At 58.5% G+C, this 21,504-nt stretch carries 16 protein-coding genes; 13 read left to right on the plus strand and 3 right to left on the minus strand.

Translation table 11 applies throughout. From position 1 onward, the window contains the following. Nucleotides 1–222 precede the first annotated feature (222 nt). From HLH25_RS04985 to HLH25_RS05000, 4 genes are all read left to right on the plus strand, one after another. Nucleotides 223–1,434 carry an amine dehydrogenase large subunit gene (locus HLH25_RS04985; protein WP_182973025.1) on the plus strand — a complete coding sequence of 404 codons (1,212 nt, stop codon included), beginning with the start codon at nucleotides 223–225 and terminating at the stop codon, nucleotides 1,432–1,434. 24 nt (nucleotides 1,435–1,458) lie between these two features. Continuing rightward, nucleotides 1,459–2,031 (plus strand): methylamine dehydrogenase light chain, encoded by a 573-nt coding sequence (locus tag HLH25_RS04990; protein WP_182973026.1) that lies wholly within the window; start codon nucleotides 1,459–1,461, stop codon nucleotides 2,029–2,031. Further along, nucleotides 2,028–2,483, plus strand: a complete 456-nt coding sequence (locus HLH25_RS04995; protein WP_182973027.1) for a c-type cytochrome — start codon at nucleotides 2,028–2,030, stop codon at nucleotides 2,481–2,483. The genes HLH25_RS04990 and HLH25_RS04995 overlap by 4 nt, the downstream gene beginning before the upstream one ends. Before the next feature lie 205 nt (nucleotides 2,484–2,688). Then, nucleotides 2,689–3,111: a cystathionine beta-lyase gene (locus HLH25_RS05000; RefSeq protein ID WP_246401367.1), complete on the plus strand. Its 423-nt coding sequence runs from the start codon at nucleotides 2,689–2,691 to the stop codon at nucleotides 3,109–3,111. A gap of 18 nt (nucleotides 3,112–3,129) precedes the next feature. Here the strand turns inward: HLH25_RS05000 and HLH25_RS05005 are convergent, their stop codons facing one another. Continuing rightward, nucleotides 3,130–3,726 carry a nucleoside 2-deoxyribosyltransferase gene (locus HLH25_RS05005; protein ID WP_182973029.1) on the minus strand — a complete coding sequence of 199 codons (597 nt, stop codon included), beginning with the start codon at nucleotides 3,724–3,726 and terminating at the stop codon, nucleotides 3,130–3,132. A gap of 117 nt (nucleotides 3,727–3,843) precedes the next feature. On the opposite strand from HLH25_RS05005, the gene guaB reads away from it, so the two are divergent. From guaB to HLH25_RS05020, 3 genes are all read left to right on the plus strand, one after another. After that, complete coding sequence (gene guaB / locus HLH25_RS05010; RefSeq protein WP_182973030.1) at nucleotides 3,844–5,346, plus strand: IMP dehydrogenase; 1,503 nt, start codon at nucleotides 3,844–3,846, stop codon at nucleotides 5,344–5,346. A gap of 38 nt (nucleotides 5,347–5,384) precedes the next feature. Then, nucleotides 5,385–6,677, plus strand: coding sequence for an RsmB/NOP family class I SAM-dependent RNA methyltransferase (locus tag HLH25_RS05015; RefSeq protein WP_182973031.1), 1,293 nt, complete (start codon nucleotides 5,385–5,387; stop codon nucleotides 6,675–6,677). 99 nt (nucleotides 6,678–6,776) lie between these two features. Then, the gene (locus tag HLH25_RS05020; protein WP_182973032.1) at nucleotides 6,777–8,615 is read left to right on the plus strand and encodes a cation:proton antiporter; all 1,839 of its coding nucleotides are present in this window, start codon (nucleotides 6,777–6,779) and stop codon (nucleotides 8,613–8,615) included. A gap of 92 nt (nucleotides 8,616–8,707) precedes the next feature. On the opposite strand, the gene HLH25_RS05025 is transcribed toward HLH25_RS05020, so the two are convergent. Beyond that, nucleotides 8,708–9,166, minus strand: coding sequence for a L,D-transpeptidase family protein (locus HLH25_RS05025; protein WP_182973033.1), 459 nt, complete (start codon nucleotides 9,164–9,166; stop codon nucleotides 8,708–8,710). Nucleotides 9,167–9,424: 258 nt separating this feature from the next. Here HLH25_RS05025 and HLH25_RS05030 point away from each other — a divergent pair, with 258 nt between their 5' ends. The 3 genes from HLH25_RS05030 (at nucleotide 9,425) to HLH25_RS05040 (ending at nucleotide 13,143) form a co-directional block, all read left to right on the plus strand. Next, entirely contained in the window at nucleotides 9,425–10,141 is a 717-nt protein-coding gene (locus HLH25_RS05030) for a response regulator transcription factor (protein ID WP_182973034.1), read from the plus strand. Nucleotides 10,142–10,375: 234 nt separating this feature from the next. Beyond that, nucleotides 10,376–11,719 carry an AGE family epimerase/isomerase gene (locus HLH25_RS05035; protein WP_310889044.1) on the plus strand — a complete coding sequence of 448 codons (1,344 nt, stop codon included), beginning with the start codon at nucleotides 10,376–10,378 and terminating at the stop codon, nucleotides 11,717–11,719. 101 nt (nucleotides 11,720–11,820) lie between these two features. Further along, nucleotides 11,821–13,143 carry a glycosyltransferase family 4 protein gene (locus tag HLH25_RS05040; protein ID WP_182973095.1) on the plus strand — a complete coding sequence of 441 codons (1,323 nt, stop codon included), beginning with the start codon at nucleotides 11,821–11,823 and terminating at the stop codon, nucleotides 13,141–13,143. 577 nt (nucleotides 13,144–13,720) lie between these two features. On the opposite strand, the gene HLH25_RS05045 is transcribed toward HLH25_RS05040, so the two are convergent. Continuing rightward, entirely contained in the window at nucleotides 13,721–15,178 is a 1,458-nt protein-coding gene (locus HLH25_RS05045) for a mannose-1-phosphate guanylyltransferase/mannose-6-phosphate isomerase (protein WP_182973035.1), read from the minus strand. A gap of 665 nt (nucleotides 15,179–15,843) precedes the next feature. On the opposite strand from HLH25_RS05045, the gene HLH25_RS05050 reads away from it, so the two are divergent. The 3 genes from HLH25_RS05050 to HLH25_RS05060 all read left to right on the plus strand — a co-directional run bounded on the left by HLH25_RS05050 (nucleotide 15,844) and on the right by HLH25_RS05060 (nucleotide 21,291). Further along, nucleotides 15,844–17,676, plus strand: a complete 1,833-nt coding sequence (locus HLH25_RS05050; RefSeq protein ID WP_182973036.1) for a glycosyltransferase — start codon at nucleotides 15,844–15,846, stop codon at nucleotides 17,674–17,676. Nucleotides 17,677–17,737: 61 nt separating this feature from the next. Further along, nucleotides 17,738–20,074, plus strand: a complete 2,337-nt coding sequence (locus tag HLH25_RS05055; RefSeq protein ID WP_182973037.1) for a glycosyltransferase — start codon at nucleotides 17,738–17,740, stop codon at nucleotides 20,072–20,074. A gap of 272 nt (nucleotides 20,075–20,346) precedes the next feature. Beyond that, the gene (locus tag HLH25_RS05060) at nucleotides 20,347–21,291 is read left to right on the plus strand and encodes a hypothetical protein (protein ID WP_182973038.1); all 945 of its coding nucleotides are present in this window, start codon (nucleotides 20,347–20,349) and stop codon (nucleotides 21,289–21,291) included. Nucleotides 21,292–21,504 lie beyond the last annotated feature (213 nt).

The raw sequence follows: 21,504 nt of genomic DNA on the forward strand, positions 1-21,504 counted from the left end.
TACGAATGTTTCATTGGTGTCAGAAAAACTGAAATGCACTTGCGGTTTTTCGAAAGGGGAAGACTAGCCCTCCAGGCGAAAAATTTGTATCGAAAGAACATCAAATCAGGCGGCAAGCGCGCTCCGCTTCCGTGCTTCCGAAACGCGATTCGGAGGATGGTGTGGCGAACAACAGGGTTGGCGGGATGAAGATGATATTTCCTTCGTGGGTCCGACGGTCGCATGTTGGCTGAGCGGCGGTGTCGCGTTGCGCGGCGGATTGCGCGCTCCCTGCTGGCCGCCACCGTTTTGACGGCGGTCTCGACGTTTACGCCGGCGCATGCCGCCGAACCGATCCTGCAGACGGAGGAGAGTGACGTCGTCACCCTGCCGCCCGGCGGCCCGCATCGGGTCCTGGTCGAGGATGGAGTCTATCGCCACAGCAAGGACGGGCGGGTCTATGTCGTGGACCTCGATACCGGCCGGCTGCTGGGAATGGTGCAGGCGGCCTATAATGCCAACATGGTGGCCGACCCGGCGGGCAAGGCGTTCTATGTTGCCGAGACGACGTGGGAACGTGGCAATCGCGGCAAGCGTCACGACATGCTGGCGGCCTATGATCCGCGTACGCTGGAGATGGTCGCGGATATCGATCTGCCGGGGCGCGCGCTGATCACGCCGAAGAAGCCGGACATGGCGATCGGTGCGGATGGACATTATGTCTATGTCTACGATTCCAGCCCGACCAATGCGGTCCATGTCTATGACACCGCCCTGAAATCGGTCGTGCGGACGGTGGACGTGCCGGGGTGCGGGCTGGTTTATCCATGGGGCAATACCGGATTTTCGTCGATCTGCGGTGATGGGTCTCTGGCGAACGTGCAGATGGACGCGAAGGGCAAGCCGACCCTGACGCGGACTCCGCCGTTTTTCGTGCCCGATCGCGATCCGGTCTTCGAACATAGTCCGGAGGTCGGGGCCAATGGCCATGTCTGGTTCATTTCCTACAGTGGCCTGATCTACGAGACGACTCTGGGTACGCAATCCAGCGTGGCCAAACCCTGGTCGATCCAGGAAGCCGCCGGCCTGAAGGCGGCATCGGATGCCCGTGCCCCGTTCGAGGTGACGTGGCGGCCGGGCGGATGGCAGCTCGCGGCGCTGCGGGCGCGCGATTCGCATCTGTTCGTGCTGATGCACAAGGGGACTTTCTGGACGCACAAGGAAGCCGGGTCCGAATTGTGGGAGCTGGATCTGAAGACGCACCGGCTGGTGCGGCGTATCCCGCTGGCAGCCCACAGCATGATGGTCGGCGTGACCCAGGATGCGCAGTCGCGCATCATGCTGACGGACGAGGCCGGCGATCTGGTGGTGCTGGACGGTGCCGATGGCAAGCCCGTGCGCAAGATCGGGGCATTGGGCGATGCGCTGATCTTTACGGCTGCCCCCGGAGAATGAGGCCCCGCGTGACGGAGAAACGATATGCCCAATCCTGAAAACAGGGGGGCCGTCGGCGTGGCGCGGAACGGCCTCGACACGATGGCCGAACGGCTTGCCCGCTATCTCGCCGGCCGGTCCTCCCGCCGGAGCGCGCTTGCCCGGCTGGGTGGGTGGGCCGCCGCGATTCCGGCTTTTCCTCTGCTGCCGGTCTGGCGGCGCGATGCCCGCGCGGCGGCTCCCGCCGCGCCGTCGCCCTTCGCGGCGAAGGCGCAGGTGAAGGACGACACGAAGTGCGATTACTGGCGCTATTGCGCCATCGACGGCAATTTGTGCACCACCTGCGGCGGCGGGGTTCATAGCTGCCCACCGGGAACGCATCCGTCGCCGACCTCGTGGATCGGGACGTGTTTCAACCCGCAGGACCGCCGCTCGTACCTGATCGCCTATCGCGATTGCTGCGGGCAGGATGCCTGCAACGAACAGAACTGCCTGGGCATGGATGGTGATCTGCCGACTTATCGTCCGCAGGCCAATAACGACATCATCTGGTGTTTCGGTACCGGTTCGTTGCTTTATAATTGTTCGACTGCCGTAATTGTGGGAACTGCCGAATGAAGAAGATTCTTACCCTGGCCCTGTTTCTGGGCGCCGCGAGCCCGGCTTTCGCCGCGCCGGATGGCCAGGCGCTGTACGGTGCCAATTGCGGCATCTGCCACCAGGGGGGCGGAGTCGGTGCGCCGGGCCAGTTTCCGCCGCTTGCGAATCGGATCGACAAGATCGTTTCGACGCCCGAAGGCAAGAAATACGTGACCGAAGTGCTGATGAACGGTCTGGCCGGTTCGATCGACGCCGCTGGTGCGACCTATGTCGGTTTCATGCCCAGCTTCAAAAGCCTGTCCGATGACGATGTCGCCGCGATTCTGACCTATCTGTCGTCGCTGGGCGGCACCAAGCCCGCGCCGGTTGTTTCCGCAGCCGATGTGGCGGCCGCGCGTGCGGCGCCGATGTCTTCGTCCGCCGTTGCGGCGGCGCGGAAAGACCTCAACGCGGCGCATCCGCTGCCGTAAGACACTGACCGGACATGCGCGTCGGCTACGATTCGACGCGCATGTCCCGCGCCGCGATGTTGGCGGCGATGAGGGCCGCACGACTCCGATGCCTGAAAATACATGCCGGGCTTTTCGCTGCGAGGCACGCTTGTCTGGCAGGCTGCGGGTTCAAATGATCTCCGGGCTACGCGGGCGTCTTGCCCGCCTCACGGGGGCGGCTCTGATGATTGCCGCCCTGGTTGGCCCCGTGCTGTCGGGCCGGGCCGCGCTGGCGCTGGACCAGGTGCGTACCACCTATCTGGAAAAATGCGGCGGTTGCCACGGGATCGAGGGGCTGTCGGGGCAGACCTATATTCCGACCCTGCGGGACCGAATCGGCACGTTGAGCTGCACACCGGAGGGACGGGCGTATCTGCTCACGGTGCCCGGCGTTTCGATGTCGCTGATCCGCGATGACGCGCTGATGGCGCAGGTGATGAATTTCGTCCTGTTCGACCTCGGTGGCCGCAGCACGCCGGCTGGCACGCGGCCTTTCACGGCGGAGGAGGTCCGCACCCAGCGCGGCCACCCGTTGAGCACCACCGATCTGCCGGCGGTGCGGGCCGGGGTGTGGGCGCGGGCGGTCGCCTGCGCCAACCACCGGTAACGGGCGGCTGCATGGCCGTCAGGGCAGGCGACGCGCCAGATCGGCGGCGGCGATGGCGAAAGCCTGGTAGAAATCATCATGCACGGCGACCGTGCCGCCGGAGAGGCGGATGAAGCCCTCGGTCATGCCGTTCTGCACCATGCCATCCGAATGGGCGAGAATGCCGTCCGCGTCTTCCATCGCCCCCGATCCGACCGGCGCATCCGGGGTGATGCGCGGGCGCAGGGTGTCGTTCCATGCCGCGATTCGGTAGGCGGCGACTTTCTCGGGATAAGGGCGGCCGTCGGTGGTGTAGCCGGCGAGGGGCTTGCCCTGTGCCATCATGTAGCCGATTTCCACCGCTGTCCCTGGGTCCATGTCCGCGGCCCGGCGGAAGGGGTCGAGGCAGAAGATGCCGCCGGCGCAACGATCCATCAGGGCGCGGTCGGCGGTTACGATCTTGAGGATCGTGTCCAGCCCCGGCGGTAGCGATTCGATGCCGGCCTGGCCGTCAAAAGGGGCGAGGCCCTCCAGCCCAGCCTCCCGGCATAGCGCGCGCAACCGGTCGAAAATGGCGACCGCGCCGGGGCGGAAGACCAGATCGCCGGCCAGATAGACGGTTCTGTTCGCTGTCATGCCGCTTCTGCTCTCCTTTTTCTTGCCACGATCCGATTCGCATCTTATGTGGAAGCGCCAACGGTCGGGTACCCGAGGCTCTGGGACCCCTGCAACGGTAGATGAGGTTCCAGCACGATGTCTTCCCCCAGCCATCCGCTTTCCGTGTCTCGTGTCGAAGAGCGCATTCGCGAGGCCCTGGCATTCGACGATGTTCTGGTTGTTCCCGCGGAATCGCGGGTGCTGCCGGGACAGACATCCACCGGCAGCCGGCTGACGCGCCGGATCGGCCTGAACATTCCGCTGATCTCCGCGGCGATGGATACGGTGACCGAGGATGCGATGGCCATCGCCATGGCCCAGCAGGGCGGCATGGGCGTAATCCACAAGAATCTCACGATCGACGAACAGGCCGAGCATGTGCGGCGTGTGAAGCGCTACGAATCGGGCATGGTCGTCAATCCGGTGACCGTGTGGCCGGACCAGACCCTGGCGGATGTCAACGCCATCATGACCCGTCATGGCATCAGTGGCCTGCCGGTGATCGAGCGTGAGACCAAGCGGCTGGTGGGCGTGCTGACCAATCGCGACGTGCGCTTCGCCACCGATCCGAACCAGCGGGTCGATGCACTGATGACGCGCGACAATCTCGTGACCGTTCGCGCCGATGTGGGCCGGGACGAGGCGCGCCAGCTTCTGCACCGCCGCCGGATCGAGAAACTGCTGGTGGTCGATGACGAGAATCGCTGCATCGGGCTGATCACCGTCAAGGACATGGAAAAGGCGGTGCTCTATCCGCTGGCCAACAAGGACGAGATGGGGCGCCTGCGCTGCGCGGCCGCGACCGGCGTGGGCGAGGATGGTTTCAACCGCGCCCGTGCGCTGATCGAGGCTGGCGTGGATGTCGTCGTGGTCGACACCGCGCATGGTCATTCGGCCGGCGTGATGGAGGCCGTGGCGCGGGTCAAGGCGTTTGACGACCGTATCCAGGTGGTCGCCGGCAATGTCGCGACGCCCGAGGCGGCCATCGCCCTGATCGAGGCGGGCGCCGATTGCGTGAAGGTCGGTATCGGTCCGGGGTCGATCTGCACCACCCGCGTCGTGGCCGGCGTGGGCGTGCCGCAGTTTACCGCGGTGATGGAGACGGCGGTGGCGTGCCATGAACGCGATATTCCGGTGATTGCCGATGGCGGCATCCGCACCTCGGGCGATATCGTCAAGGCGATCGGCGCCGGTGCCGATGTGGTGATGGTCGGCTCGCTGCTGGCCGGCACCGCCGAAGCGCCGGGTGAGGTGTTCCTGTATGAAGGGCGGTCGTATAAATCCTATCGCGGCATGGGCAGCCTCGGCGCCATGGCGCGCGGCTCGGCCGACCGCTATTTCCAGCAGGAAATCAAGGAAACCCACAAGATGGTCCCCGAGGGGATCGAAGGGCGCGTGGCCTTCAAGGGCGGGATGGATGCCGTGGTGCATCAGCTCGTCGGCGGGCTGCGGGCCGGCATGGGCTATACCGGCTCGGCAACGGTCGCCGATCTTCAGGTGCGCGCGCGCTTCCGCCGGATTACGGGGGCGGGCCTGCGCGAGAGCCATGTCCATGACGTGGCGATCACGCGCGAGGCGCCGAATTATCGGCGCGACTGACCCAACCCTGATCGCCATCTCCGACTGACAGGACGATTATGACGCCCAGCGCGCGGCTTGCTGCCGCCATTGATCTGCTGTCGGAGATGGAGGCGACGCCGCGTCGTCCCGCCGACGCCGTTGCCAACGCCTTCTTTCGCGAGCGCCGCTATATCGGCGGTGGGGACCGCCGCGCGGTGTCCGAGCGGGTCTGGACCGTGCTGCGGCACTGGCGCCATCTCGGCTGGTGGTTGGAGCAGGCGGGCGTGCCGGCCACGCCCCGCACGCGCCTGATCGCCGCGATGCAATTGCTGCCCCGGCCGGGTGAGGCGCCGGGGGTTCTGTTTGCGGGCGACCGGTACGGACCCGCGCCGCTGACAGCGGGCGAGCAGGAACTGGCGGCGCGACTGCGCGGCCAGGCGCTGGCCGATCCCGCAATGCCGCAGGCGGTCCGGCTGGAAGTGCCGGACTGGCTGCTGCCCCGGCTGGCGGAAACCTTCGGTACCGCGCTGGAGGCCGAGGTTTCCGCCCTGGCGGGCGAGGCAACGCTGGATCTGAGGGTCAATCTGCTGAAGACGACGCGCCAGGAAGCGGCGCGCCTGCTGGCGGAAGGGGGTATCCACGCCGAGGAAACGACCCTCTCTCCATGGGGGTTGCGCGTACCGGGGCGGCAGCCGGTAACGGCGACGGCGGCCTTCAAGGCGGGTCTGGTGGAAATTCAGGACGAAGGAAGTCAGATCGTCGTGGCGGCGGTCGATGCGCGGCCGGGCATGCGCGTGCTGGATTACTGCGCGGGTGCCGCCGGCAAGACGCTGGGCATGGCCATGACCATGGAGAATCGCGGCCACATCGTGGCGTGCGATGTCTCCGAGCCCAGGCTGGAGGGGGCGGTGCGCCGGTTGCGCCGGGCAGGGGTACATAATGCGGAACGGCATCTGCTGGTGCCGGGCGATCGCTGGGCACGGCGGCGGGCCGGCAGTTTCGATCGGGTGCTGGTCGATGCGCCCTGCACCGGAACCGGCACCTGGCGCCGTAATCCGGACGCGCGGCTGCGCCTGACGGAACGGGATCTGGAAGAACTGACGGCCAAGCAGGCCGAGATCCTCTCGACCGCCGCCACGCTGGTCCGGCCGGGCGGGAGGCTGATCTACGCCACCTGTTCGGTACTGCGCGAGGAAAATCAGGACCGGATCGCGTCGTTTCTGGCGTCGTCGCCGCAGTTTCGGCGTGCCGGACCCGAACCCGGCTGTGGCCTGCCCCCCGATCTGGCGCAGGACGGGATGATCGCGCTGTCGCCCCTGCGCCACGGCACGGACGGCTTTTTCGCGGCCATTCTGGAACGGGTCGCCTGAATTTCGGCGCCGCGTCCATGCGGCGTTCTATCCTGCTCACGCAGCACGACATATTCTGGTACCCTGCGGTTCTTCGAACCAATAGTCCGGGATAGGTGTATGCAGGAAAATCTGGCCATCGGGATCTTGTGCGTTCTGGGCGGTGGTATTGGTGCCCAGTGGATTGCGTGGCGGTTTCGCCTGCCTGCTATCGTCCTGCTGTTCACTCTGGGGCTGATCTATGGTCCCGGACTGAACCTGCTGCATCCGTCGGAGACGATCGGGCGCTATTTCCATCCGATGGTCTCCCTGGCCGTTGCCTTCATCGTGTTCGAGGGCGGGCTGGGGCTGGATTTCCGCCAGTGGCGCGCCGCGGGCGAGGGGGTGCTTCGCCTGACGGTGGTGGCGCTGCCAATCAATCTGGTCCTGGGGAGTCTGGCGGCCCATTTTGTCGGGCATCTCCATTGGGGCGCGTCCTGGCTGTTCGGCGCCATCATCGTGGTCACCGGGCCTACCGTGGTCCTGCCGCTGCTGCGCCATACCAAGCTGCGCCCCCGCGTGGCGGCCTTCCTGCGGTGGGAGGCGATCCTGAACGACCCGGTCGGGGCCATTCTGGCGACGTTTGTGCTGGAGTTCCTGATGATTCAGGGCAACCGGCATTCCGGAATGTTCGTTGCGGAAATCATACCGCACCTGCTGTTCGCCACCATGATGGGGCTGTGTTGCGGCGTCTTTCCGGCGGTGCTGGTGCGGTTTATGTCCCGGCGTGACCTGATCCCGGAAATTCTGCGGATTCCCATCATCCTGACCCTGGCGATGAGCGTGTTCGCCATCTGCAACTTCTTCATGGAAGGTGCGGGGCTGATGGCGGCTACCGTCTTCGGCATGGCGCTGGCGAACCTGCATGTGCTGGGCATGAGCGAATTGCGGCGCATCAAGGAATCGCTGGGCGTGCTGGTCGTGTCCTGCCTGTTCGTCATGCTGACGGCCGACCTGCATCGCGAGGTGCTGGCCCGCCTGTCGCTGCCGATCGTGGCCATGACCCTGACGGTATTGTTCGTGGTGCGGCCGGTCGGCATCCTGCTGTCCACCATGCGTTCGGGTCTGACGTGGCAGGAACGGCTGTTCGTCGGGTGGATCGCGCCGCGCGGTATCGTCGCCGCCGCCGTGGCGGGAGCCGCCGGCCTGCAACTGCGCGATGCCGGTTATCCCAGCGCGGACCTGGTGATGCCCGGTGTGTTCGCCCTGATCGCAACGACCATGATCCTGCATGGTTTTTCCCTGCGCCCGATTGCCCGTGCCCTGCGTCTGACCCTGTCGGACGATCCCACGCTGGCGATCGTGGGCGCGAGTGCCTGGTCCACCGACCTGGCGGGGGCGGTGCATCGTCTGGGCTGCCCGGTTGTGCTGGTGGATACCTACGCCGGCGCGCTGGCGGCGGCGGCGCGGGCGGGCATTCCGACCCTGCGGGCCGAGTTGCTGTCCGACGAAGGGATGGAGAGCCTGGAGGAACGCCCGGCCGACTATCTGATCGCCGCCACGCCGGATGCGATCTATAACGGACTGGTCTGCGCCCGGCTGGCCCCCGATTTCGGGCGCCAGCGCGTGTTTCAGGTCAGTCCCGGGGTGGCCCGGTTGGATCTCTATCGCGGGTTGAGCCGCGATTCGCGCGGGCGGGTCATGGGGGAGCCGGCGTGGAATTTCACTCTGTTTGAAACCTTGTTCGAACGCGGATGGCGTTTTCGCGCCATGCCTCCCGTTTCGGCACCCTCGGGCAGCGCACCCGCCGCGCCGTCGGGTTCGGCTGACGGGAACCGCCTGATGATCATGACCATACGCAAGGGGAGCGCGATCCTGGTCTGTTCGGCCGAGGACGCAACGCCGGTGGAACCGATGGCCGGAGACATCGGCGTGGTCATGGAGCCGCCTGCACCGCCGGAACAGACCGGGCAGGCATAGGAATGCGGTCGGGAATGCGTGCGGGCGGTGATCGCTCGCCAGCCCGCATTTTCAACCCGATTCATAAGTGACATGCCCGCGGCGAGATACCTTCAGGCGGGCGGAAGGACCTCGATTTCCGAGAGGCCGGCCGCCAGCAGGCGGCGCAAATCGGCCTCGGTCAGGGCGATGCAGCCTTCGGTCGGTTTCCGGTCAGGCGATTGCAGGTGCAGGAAGATCGCCGATCCACGGTCGGGGACCGGCGGCGAATCGTTGTAACCCAGGACGATCACGATATTGTAAACGTCGTCTTCACGCCACATGCGCTCATGGCGGGCGGGGTGTGGCAGTGTCACAGGACGGTTATAATCCGCATGGGTGGGGTCGTCGCACCAGCCGTCATTGGGTGCCAGCGGTTCGATGGGAAGAGAACTGGCGGGTGCGGAGACCCGGTCCGCGCGATAGAGAATCCGCCGTAGCGTCAGCAGGCCGACCGGAGTGGCATGATCGCCTTCCTGCTTGTGGACGCGGACGCCGGCCGCACCGATGACGGCCGGAATTTCCTCGCCCATGCAATGCAGACGTGCACCGTGCCCTGTATTCGTTTTTAGTAACGTGCGTATCATGAATCGCTCCAACCTGGATCGCTTTTTGCTCTGAATCGGTTCTAAACTGTCGGGCCTGTGGTCTGGATATGGCGACGTGACCGGAATGGTGAGTATGGTGTCATGTCGGCTGACCCGGATGCTGCCGTTTCCATCCCGGGAATGATATAGGATAAGGATGCAGGCCCCGCGTGAATGGGGTTTGGTCAAAATAAAGAGGGTTCGATGGCAGGTGCGCGTCCCATTCTGATAGTGGATGACGATCAGACGTTACGTCATATGCTCGTCGAACAATTGCAGCTGGAGGGAGAATTCCAGGCGATCGAGGCCGAATCGGTGGCCGATGCCTGGGAAAAGCTGAACGCACCCGGCGCCCGATTCGATGCCATCATTCTGGATGTGTCTCTGCCCGACGGCGACGGTCGCGATTTCTGTGCCGAGCTGCGGCGGCAGGGAAAGCGGATACCGATCATCATCCTGACCGGTTCCGACGAAGAGACGGACGTGGTGCGCGGGCTTGATGCCGGCGCGAACGACTATGTCGCCAAGCCGTTCCGCATCGCCGAGCTACTGGCCCGCCTGCGTGCTCAGATGCGCATCTTCGAAAACAGCGAGGATGCTGTTTTCTCGATCGGGCCTTATGTCTTCCGTCCCTCGGCCAAGCTGTTGCAGGAGCCTGCCCGCAACCGCCGCATCCGCCTGACGGAGAAGGAAGCGGCGATCCTGAAGTTCCTCTATCGTGCCGGTACGCGCCCGGTGCCTCGTCAGGTTCTACTGAACGAGGTGTGGGGTTATAACGCGGCAGTCACCACCCATACGCTGGAAACGCACATCTACCGGCTGCGGCAGAAAATCGAACCCGATCCGACGAATGCGTCGCTGCTGGTGACCGAGGGCGGTGGGTATCGTCTCGATCCGGAAGGGGGGCTGCGCGCCTCCTGATTGTCTGCTTGTGTAGCGTCGGAAAGGCTTTTTGGCGCATGCGGGTCTGGCCCTCGCGGAGAGGGCCATCTGTTTTTCTGTTTTGAGACCGTCTTCATGTGATTAGGTGATGCCATCTAACCACAGAGTGTGGGGGCGATCGGCGCCCCTGGATCGCCTTCGTCATGCCGGGGCCATTCCTGGGTCTGCCCTGGCCCGAACCCCGTGCGATCGTCTGCGGCGTGTGAAGGTGTCGTGAACGCCGCGACCGTGGGTTGCGATGTGATCGTCCATGGCGTCGACTGCCCGCTTGTAATAAAGGGTTCCGTTAAATTCCTGCGGAAAGATGATCGTGCTCACGAATCTCGTTTTGGGACGCCGGAAAACGCCCGGGGCGGGAAGATCGAGGTGCGCTCCATGAGCAGGCGGGCAGAGAATGATGCACCGTTGCCGTATGCACTCGTGGCAAGGTGGCATGAATGGCTGGTGACCCAGGCCTTGCCCTTATGGAGCGAGCGCGGATTCGACCCTCGGCGACGGCTTTATCATGAGCGGCTGACATGGAGTGGCACGGCTGCTCCATTGCCTCAACTCAGGTTGATGGTGCAGGCGCGGCAGGTCGCGGTCTACTGCCGGGCAGGGTTGGACGGGCTGTACGATCATTCGGCCCCGGCGCTTGATCATGCATTGCTTTGCCTGGATACCGTCGAGCGACTTTACCGACACGCTGATGGTGGGACGGGCTGGGTCTTCTCGCTGGCGCCGGATGGCACGCCAGCCAGCGGCGTGCGTGATCTTTACGCCCATGCCTTCATCCTGTTCGCCTATGCCTGGGCCTACCGCCTGACCGGTGCCCCGCGCTATCGGCGGATTGCCCGTGAAACGGCGGAGGAAATCTGGCAATTATTTGCCTTGGATGAGGGTTTCCGCGACTGTGTGCCCTCGACAAATGCCGTACGTCGCCAGAATCCGCACATGCACCTGCTGGAAGCCTGTCTGGCCTTGTTCGAGGCAACAGATGAGGGTTTTTATCTTGATCAGGCGGAGCGTCTGGTGACCCTGGCATCTTGTCGGTTCATGGATCCCCGTTCAGGCGCGGTGCTTGAGGAATTCGATGCAGCCTGGGTCCCGCTTGAGCCAGCGGGACGTAATCGCGTCGAGCCAGGGCATCTGTTCGAATGGGCATGGTTACTGGGCGAATATCGCAGGCTGGCACCTGACACGCAGGCGGAGGACCATCTGCATGCAATGGCCGAACGGTTGTTTGCCTTCGGAAGCACAGAAGGGTGCGCGCCAGATACGGGCCTTGTCTATGACGCCATGACGGAGGACGGCGTGGTGTCCGCGCATTCAACGCGCATCTGGCCACAGACCGAACTTCTGCGCCTGCTCTGTCGGCGCCGCAAGGAGGCAGGGGAGGGAGGAGAGGCGCTGCTGTCTTCCATCAGTGAGCTTTTTTTTGCGCGCTATGCGCCTGCGCAACTTGCTGGTGGATGGATTGATCGTCTTGATGAGGGGCTGGTCCCGATGGTGGACCATATGCCGGCCAGTTCACTCTACCATATCTATGGCGCGGCGAGAGAGATTGTCTGTGCGTGACGATTTGCTGAGAAACGTGGGGCCGCCCCACTGTTTTTGACAGCAGACGATTTTTTGTAGATTCAACTGTTTAATTCGTGAGACTTCTTTTTTGTGAGGCAATGTTGGCTCGAGATTTTCCTCTTCATGTCGGTGTGGATGGGTTCAATCTGGCGCTCCCGCGTGGAACGGGCATTGCAACCTATGCGCGGACACTGACGCATTGCCTCAAGGCGATGGGGTGTACCGTGGATGTCGTCTATGGCATGGACATTTCGCCTCACATGTCAGCTGATCTGCGCGAAGTCATGTTCTTCGATATTCTGGGTCAGACCGCGACGAAGAAGGCTTCCAAATCCATCATCCCGCGTTGGGTACGGAATTTCGTAGCCGATAAGGTTACGGGGGCGCCTAAAGCGGTCGAGGTACCCATGAGTGGTCGGGTCGAGGCGCGTGGATTTGCTCAAAGGTTGCCGGCGTTCGACCGGGTGTTGAATGTGCAGAATCTCTATGACGTTGCTGGTCGGCACTTTCGCTCGACGGGTCGTTTCATGACGATCTCCGTTCCCCAACCTCCGGCGATCATGCACTGGACCTATCCTCTGCCGATCCGGATCAAAGGCGCGCGAAATATCTATACTATTCACGACCTTGTGCCACTGAGACTGCCCCAGACGACGCTCGACAACAAAAAATTCCATTTCGAATTGATCAGCAAGATCGTGCAGAGTGCAGATGCGATTTGCACTGTGTCTGAGGCGTCCAGAAAGGAAATTTTGTCGTTTTTTCCAGAGGTGGAAAGTCGACTGCATAATACATATCAGTCATTCGAGCCGAATACGTCGATTGATGCTTCGCGTGAAGAGGGTATTAATCGAGAAATCAGGGAATTGTTCGGATTGCAGCCGGGGGAGTTCTTTTTGTTTTTTGGCTCTCTGGAGCCGAAGAAAAATATCGGCCGTCTGATCGAAGCATTCCTTATGGCACGGACAGAGCGCAAACTCGTCATTGTCGGGGCCATGAGTTGGAAGGCGGATGACGAGCTTCGCTTTTTGGAGCGCGGGATCGCAGCAGGACGTATTCAGAAACTGGAATATCTGCCTGCGCCGCTTCTCGGCGCATTGATCCGTGGAGCACGCGCGGTTCTTTTTCCGTCGCTCTCTGAAGGTTTTGGGCTGCCCGTGCTGGAAGCTCTGTCCTGGGGAACGCCGGTGATGACCTCGCGCGAAGGGGCATTGCCCGAAGTCGCTGGAGAAGCGGCCTTGTTTGTCGATGCATATGACCCGTCTTCTATCTGCGCGGGGATCGAGGAACTCGACAGCAACGATGTACTGCGCGCCAGCCTGAGAGAACGGGGACCAAGGCAGGCCGCATGTTTCGATATGAAAAAATACGAAGAACGGTTACGGGAAATGTACCTATCCGTTGTTCCTCTTGAAAATTGACGCTGTTGACGTCTCTGCCCGGTGGAAGAGACTTCATGTCGGATGTGACGCGAATATGGACGGGCAAGTTGCCAGCGGTGCGACGTCGATGGTCTCCGACTTGTGGGGCTGACCGGAAAACGCGGCTTGCCGGCGATCCGATGCACCCAGCCCCATCAAGGCCGCTTCCGCTTCGTGCTTCGAATGGCCTTACCGCTGCGCGGCACTCTCGCTTAGCAGCCCACGTTTTCGGCCAGACTTCAGGTGGCGTGGCGCATTGGTACCGAAGCAGTATGCCCGGAACGGGGTGAGTCGATGGACGCGAACGGGGGAACTCGAGAAGGCTCACATAAAAGCCTACGCGCAGATCTCACCCAGTGTCTTATTGACCAGATATTGGCGGCGAGTGGTGGTGCGCCCCCGACCCTTGCATCTACGCAGCCATCCTTGGGCGTATTTCTCTCGAAATAGGCGTCGCTTACGGCTTGCGCCATGTATGTTCATGGCAACGTTGGTGTGAGGCGAGAGTTCGACCCATCTGTGGAGCGGACCTATTGGCGGCATCCGTGCCAACAGGCCCGCATCCATTCAGACGACGTTATGCCCGGGCGTAGACGTCTTCGATGCGCACGATATCGTCTTCACCCAGATAGGGGCCGGACTGGACCTCGATCAGCGTCAACGGAATCCGGCCGGGATTTTCCAGGCGATGGACGGCACCGAGCGGCAGATAGACGCTTTCATTCTCGCGCACCATGATCAGGTCGGCATCGCGGGTAACCATAGCGGTGCCGGCGACCACAACCCAATGCTCGGCACGGTGGAAGTGCTTCTGGAGCGAAAGCTTCTGGCCGGGATCGACCGAGATGCGCTTGACCTGGAAGCGATCACCCTGGATCAGGCTTTCATAGAAGCCCCAGGGCCGATAAACCCGATTATGGCTCAGTGCCTCGGGACGCCCGGCTGCCGTGAGGCGGGCGACCATCTTCTTCACGTCCTGCGCCCGGTCGCGATGCGACACCATAACGGCGTCCTTCGTCACCACGACGATCAGATCTTCGACGCCCGTGACTGTCGCGACGATGCCGTCTGACCGGACATAGCAATTCTTTGCGCCATCGAGAAAAACATCTCCCGAGGTTGCGTTGCCGTCCGCGTCTTTCGGGGTCAGTTCCCACAGGGCATCCCAACTACCGATATCCGACCAGCCGAAATCCCCAGGCACGACCGCTGCTTTTTTGGTGCGTTCGGCAACGGCATAGTCAATTGAAATGTCGGGAGATTGGGCGAAATGCTCCACGGAAAGACGCACGAAGTCCGAATCGGTTGTCCGCTCCGAGACTGCATTCCTGACCGAGGAATAAACCAGTGGCTCGAACGCCTCGATTTCTTTGAGCAGGGTGCTGGCACGGGCTACGAACATGCCGGAATTCCACAGATAATGTTCGTCGCGGATTAATTCCGCCGCCTGCTCTCGGTCCGGCTTTTCCATGAACTTCGCGGCACGATAGGCGCCGGGCACCTCGGCGAGTTCACTGCCGCGCTCGATATAGCCGTAGCCGGTTTCCGGCTTTGTTGGCTTCATGCCGAAGGTAACGATATAATCCTGACGGGCAGCATCGACTGCCACGGCGAGTGCGGCATTCAAGGCCGATTGGTCCTTGATCGCGGCATCCGCCGCCATGACCCACATGACTGCCTCTGGGTTTTCCTCCGCGATCAAAAGCGCAGCAGCGGCGATCGCAGGCGCGGAATTTCGCCCCATCGGCTCCAGCACAATGCGGGCATCGGTGATGCCCACTTCACGTAACTGTTCAGCGATAATGAAACGATGATCCGCATTGCACACGATGACCGGGCGCCCAAATCCAGGCTGCTCGCCACGAAGAGCTGTTTCCTGCAATAGCGTTTTATCTGAAAGTAAAGGCCAAAACTGTTTCGGAAAACTTCCGCGCGATACCGGCCAAAGGCGGCTGCCCGATCCACCGGACAGGATAACCGGGACGACTGTTCGATTGTTTATTGCCGCATTAGGTGTATAATCAGACGGTTTCATTTGCGGTTACGTGCTCCGATTAGACATAATTGTTTGATCTCCTAATCAAAAGAGATTGCCTTGAACAGGCATAAAATCGTGTGAATGCCGATTTTCAAAGGTCTATCTTGCTTGAGTGTGGCAAATATTGCGGCCTCATATGCGCAAATAGCTATCTATCTGGCCGATCGTTAGGTGCAGAGAAGTCCTGCCATATTCGGGCTCGAAGCGTGAGACGGGTCAAGGGTCATATCCGAATATGAGATTTAAAGATTATCAGAGCCCGTTTGGAAATGTCGGGTGGTGAACGAGGGCGACCAGCGAGAGGCGCGTCCATCGCGTGCATGCCGAAGCCCAGCGGCCCTGATGGTCATTGCTGTCGAGGCGCAGGAAATGCGCGTCGCATCGGTTGCCTCTTAAATCTTTCTGAGAAATTCGTGTCTCTTTCGAGGCGGGGAGCCTATCAGACTGTTCTTTTTTTCAAGGCCGTAGTCTGCAATGGCGGGATTCGGGGACGTGAAAAAATCAGGAGTGACATGGACGTGCCATCTTTTATTCGTGATAATGGAGGAAGCAAAAAGACAGGTTTCGAGATCAGGATTGGCGGTGGCAGGGACGAGAGAAGGTTATGATGCAGATTTACTTCGGCGCTGACATCTCCAACATCTTCCTGAAACTCGAATTGAGTGGAAAACGATATCGTGGGTAGTGACGTGAAGAAATTTCAAAGAAAAATTTGGTTCGATGTCTCTGATCTTCTTGGTTATTTTCCCGACAATCGGACTCCTACAGGGATCCAGCGGGTTCAGATCAGTATTATCCAGTCGCTTCTCTCGGGAAGCGAGGGCGAGAAAATAGCGCTCTGTCAATTCCTCGAGGACGAGAATGGGTGGTTTTTAGTCGATCCCGACCGCTTTGTGAAGGTATCTACGCTCAGCTTGATGGGCTCAGACGCGCGGGATCTGGTGTGGCGTCGGGAGGTATCGATGCTACGACAGGAAGCGATGGCAGAAAGGATCGACGCTTTTCCGCTGAGGTCTGTTCTGATTAATATCGGTACATCCTGGTGGCTTCCCAATTACTTCATGCATATCCGTGAGGCAAAAAAGAAGAGCGATATTTATTATATTCCTTTCATTCATGATGTGATTCCCGCGGTTGCGCCACGTTTTTGTGCGCATGCACTCGTGCATGAATTCATTGATTGGTTTATGGGCGTCGTACAGCATTCGGACCGATATTTCGCCGTCTCGGAAGCAAGCAAAAAGGATTTTCTGGCGCTTGCAACGGAACTGAATGCGGGCATTCCCTCCGCTGATGTGCGCGTCGTGCACCTTGCCGCCGAAAAGAAAACTGTTTCCGTGCCAACCGCTGCGGCCACCAGCCTTTTCAGGCGAGAGGGAATTGAACCTGGGAAATTCGTTTTCTTTGTTTCGACCGTTGAATCGCGCAAGAATCAGGCCGGAGCACTGGATGCCTGGCAAAACCTGATTCGTAACAACCCGAAGCTGCCGATTCCCAAGTTGGTCATCGTTGGCAAACGCGGTTTCGAGAGTCATTTTTTCCTGGAGAAACTCGCCACATTTATCGAGGCCGAAAAACATATCGTCTATATCGAGAGTGTCAGCGATGACGAACTCGCAGCGCTCTATTCATCCTGCCTTTTTACGATCTATCCGAGCTATTATGAGGGTTGGGGACTGCCAATCACGGAATCGCTCGGTTACGGGAAGGTCTGTGTTACTGCGGACAACTCCTCGCTACCGGAAGCGGGGCAAGGATTGACTGTCACTTATCGCACCGGATCAAATCACGATTTCGAAGAAAAGCTTCTTTCTTTAATCAAGGACAGGGGCCATCTATCCGCGTTGGAACAACGCATTGCGGAAAATTTTCAGTCTCGTCACTGGGAGACGATCGCCCAGGAGGTCTTGGCATTCGCCCACGCCGTCCAGGAAGGGGCGCAGCAGACCAAGAAGATCGCTCCCGTGCTTGAGGCTGCCTATTATCCGCTCAATCGTAACAGACAGTTAAAGATTTCAAGTGATCTCACTTCCGCAGAAGTGCTGCGTGACGGTTCGGGCTGGCATCGTCTTGAGGATTTCGGCAGTTGGACACGAGGCACAGGCGCACGCCTGACCTTCACCGTGGCGCAACCATGCAACCGGATTGCGATCCAACTCAAGGGAATTCCATCGTCTCACTGCGAAGTAACGGTTTCAGCCAATCTGGCTGGATCTTCCACGAAGCTTCGCCTCAATCCAGATGAGGAAGCATGGTGTTTCCTCGACTTTGATGGGGATATTGCAGGAAAAAATCTAAACATAGACGTTTATTCTCGTGAAGTGGAAACGACTACCAATCCAGAGACAGGTCATTCTCGTGTCATTTCGGCGGGCGTGTGTGGTGTGTACCTTTTTGACAAGACCAATGCCAATGCACGGACCGATTTTATCGAGGCAAAGCTTTTCGATCTTCTGAAATACAAGAAGGTAAAAAAACTGCTTTGCACCCAATAAGTCTCACGAAAAAATTATTCGAAGGGACGTAAATGTGGGATCGATACAAGGTTGGCGAGACATGAAAGAGATTAGGCGCGAAGAGATCGTAAGTACTTTGCTGCGATTTCGGGCAGGGAAATTCTACAAATCGGGCGGTGTCTGGGTATCCAAAGCTCTATCTCGGACAATGAAGGGAGGCAATGCTGCGCGGGATAAGGCGGACTGGGACGCTGCGGCTCGGCATTTCAGGGAAGCTGTGGCGATCGATGGAACGATCCCGCATATCTGGATTCAACTCGGGCATGCGTTGAACGAGCTCGGCGATCATAAGCAGGGGCTTGAGGCTTACCGAACAGCCCTCTTGCTCGATCCTTCAAAGGGCGAATGTTACCTGCACATTGGACGCCGGCTGGCGGAGGATGGGGATGTCGAAAAGGCGATAGAGGCCTACAAATCGGCCCTTCCGTTTGAAGATGTGTCGGCTTCCGCAGAACAGGAAATCATCGCTCTACGTCCATCTTTTGCTGCATTCCTGCGGCAGAAAGAGACAGTAAAGGCGATCGCGGCTGACATTCGCCCCGGCACGGTGGAAGCGCGATACAAGATTGCTTCGGAGGAGGCGACTCTCTGTTTTGACGTCAGTGATCTGATTGCGCATTTTCGGCATAACAAATTTCCGACTGGCATTCAGCGTGTTCAAATTGAGGTCGTGGCAGAAGCTGTGGCGACTTGTGCCGATCGCGTTGAGATTTTTTTCTTCGTCGATGGCGTCGAGCATTTCATTGATGTTGATCATCCAACATTCACCTTGCTGGCAACGCTATGCAAAAATGATGATCAGGAGGCTTGGACGGCGGCACGAGACGGATTTTTTGCGCGTATTCCATTTTCACAGCCTTATTTACCCCCACATGGCGCGATAGTTGTGAATCTTGGTACATCGTGGTGGATGTACAATTATTTTCTTGCGATACGTAATCTCAAGCGCGAGCGCGATATTACTTTCGTTCCCTATGTTCATGATCTTATTCCCGCAATAAAACCTCAATATTGTGTAGAAGGCGTGACAATTGACTACAATACATGGCTCGTAGGCGTATTTTTTCATGCTGATGCTTTTATTACCAACTCAACGTCGACGACACGCGATCTGATTTATGCCGCGCGCGTCATGGGCCATCCATTGAACGAGCGGAATGTCGCGACGATCCCTCTTAGTGCGCGTTTTTCCGGGGATGATGAGGGGCGCGCGCTTCCGAGTGAGGCGCTTATCAGAAGGTGGGGCCTACAGGCTGAAGGTTATGTTCTATTCGTCTCGACGATCGAGGCGCGTAAGAACCACGAAGCTGCATTCCTGGCCTGGCAGGCGCTTCTGCAAAAAAATGGTGCGGACGCGGTTCCTCCACTCGTGTGTGTCGGAAAATTCGGCTGGCTAAATGATCGGGCTATGTCCGTCATTGCGGCTGACCCTTCACTCAGCAGCAAGATCGTCTTTATTCAACGGGCGAGCGATCTTGAGCTTAAAAGCCTTTATAGATTGAGTCTTTTCACCGTCTATCCGAGTCATTACGAAGGGTGGGGATTGCCGATTACGGAATCTCTCTCTTATGGGCGCGTGCCGTTGGTCGCGGATAACTCTTCCCTGGTGGAGGCTGCGGCCGGGTATGGCGTGGTATTTGAGAGCGGCAACGTCACCGATTTTGTTGAGAAGGCAGAGAAGTTGCTCTTCGATACGAAATTCCGGGCGGAACGGGAGCGGCAGATCACCGAGCATTATCATCTGACGACCTGGCGGACGATGACGCATGAGATCGTCGCTTTTTCGGATAGCGTAAAGACCAGTAAAGGGTCGCTTTACGAGGGTTTTCCCAAGCTTCTTGGTGGGCGCTATGTCCCACTCAATCTACATCGTGACCGCAGTATCTGGCGCGGCATTGCCAGCGGTGAGATGTATCGTGTCGGCGAGGGGTGGCTCTGGCCCGATCCGAGCGGCTGCCGCATCAAGCCTGGTTCGGCACAGCTCTGTATTCCGAATCTTGGATTCCCCATTGCGCGTATCTTCCTGCACATGCGCGGACTGGGTTCAAAGTCATCGACTTTTTCGATCCACACCCAATCGGGGCTTGTTTTTTCCAGCACGATGAATGCGGGGCAGGGTATGTGGGCAGTGTTCGATGTGGAAGTCGACAGGGAAGGCTGCGTGTGTTTCGATATTCGCTCTGCCGACTACGAAGCTATTGTGATGGATCACGGCGGCAGCCCCAAGCGCTATGCAGCCGGGATCTCGGTCTTGGGTTTCTGTGTCTCTAACAAAGATGATCATCGTGACAGGCTCGATTTTCTCGAGGCTGCGGCGAATAATAAAGTCGAGTATGTCGGTGCGTTTGCGAAGAATTGCACTCAGCACTGGACCTGACTGGTTCGTGATCATATTTCATGGTTCCGTACGTTTGCTCTCGCTGTAGTTTGTGGCAGCGAGAGCAAACTCTTTTAGGTGATTTTCTCTGGTATTCGTTATCTGCGTCGTGAGGAACCTATGCGATCTCGCCGCTTTGTTAGCTAATTCGTGCATCCTTGCGGAAACAATCCACAAACATTGTTTTCCTTTTTCTATTTAAAGATATTAAGAAATTTGATAGAAGGCTAATTGATTAGAAATCCGAAGAATGTGGATATTGGTGATTTGCTATGGTGAACATAAGAAATTTTTTTGATAAAGCCCACGAGGATGCTGTGGCGGTGGCTTATATGTCGATATTGGGACGTCAGCCAGAAAGCGAAGATATTATCAGAGACAACGCACGCGAGGGGAAAAGCATTAAAAACATCATAGATGAATTGAAATCGAGTAATGAATATAAATACAACAAAAAAATGTCTCTTATGGATGAGATAATAAAAGTAAAAAAAGAAAATATTTCTAAAATTGTAACGACTGAAAGAGCGCAAGATGATGTTATAATGGTGCAGACATCAGATAATGTAAGATATTCTAAAATTCTTAATGTCTCATCGAAATATAACGAAGAGTATTGTTACAAACATAAAATAAATTATCAGAAATACAAGGGAATATGTAAAGGGGTTCATCCTCATCACGCCACATTTAATAGAATATTTATGCTGAAAGAAATAGTTGATAGGGGATTTTCCGGGTGGGTTTGTTATGTTGATGCTGATGCTATTGTTCGAAACAATTCATTCTCTTTGAAAGAAAATCTTTCCGCATTGAGAAAAAAAAATAAACACATGTGGCTACATTCTGTATTTAATGTTGGGGAAGATAATTACAACTGGTGGGATATTAATGCCGGATGTTTTGCGATAGACCTTTCTTTTGGGATTTGTAAGGAAATAATCAATGTGTGGTATGAAATATATAGTAATCTATACAGTATAAAAGAATATGAAGCTGCAACACGGTGGGATGATATTATTGATGATCAGATTAGTTTTCAGCACATATTAAAAATATTTGATGTCGAAGTTTTTTGTGAAATTGGAAAAATGCAAGACGAATTTTTTTTCCAAGCTTTAAGATCGGTTTCACATGATGTTTCTCCCGAGGCGGAATTGCTCATGAGAATGACGCGTTTAGAAGAAGAAGGACGAAGAATTTTTGGTGATTGCTAGAGTTCGTCCACATTAATCTGGCTCATACCCTGCGCCGGTGAAGAAGTTGGCGCACTCGGTCGGCGTGAGGCGTCGAGCACTGATCCGAGGGCGTCCTAAGGGCCGTGATGATTCGCCATTTCGATCGGATTGAATTCGGCCCTGTAGGGCGGCAGGAACAGCATGGATGCCCCGGACTGCTCGACTCCGCGGCGCGTCCGCGCGGTAACGTTC

Source organism: Gluconacetobacter dulcium (assembly GCF_014174165.1).
Classification (GTDB): Bacteria; Pseudomonadota; Alphaproteobacteria; order Acetobacterales; family Acetobacteraceae; genus Gluconacetobacter; species Gluconacetobacter dulcium.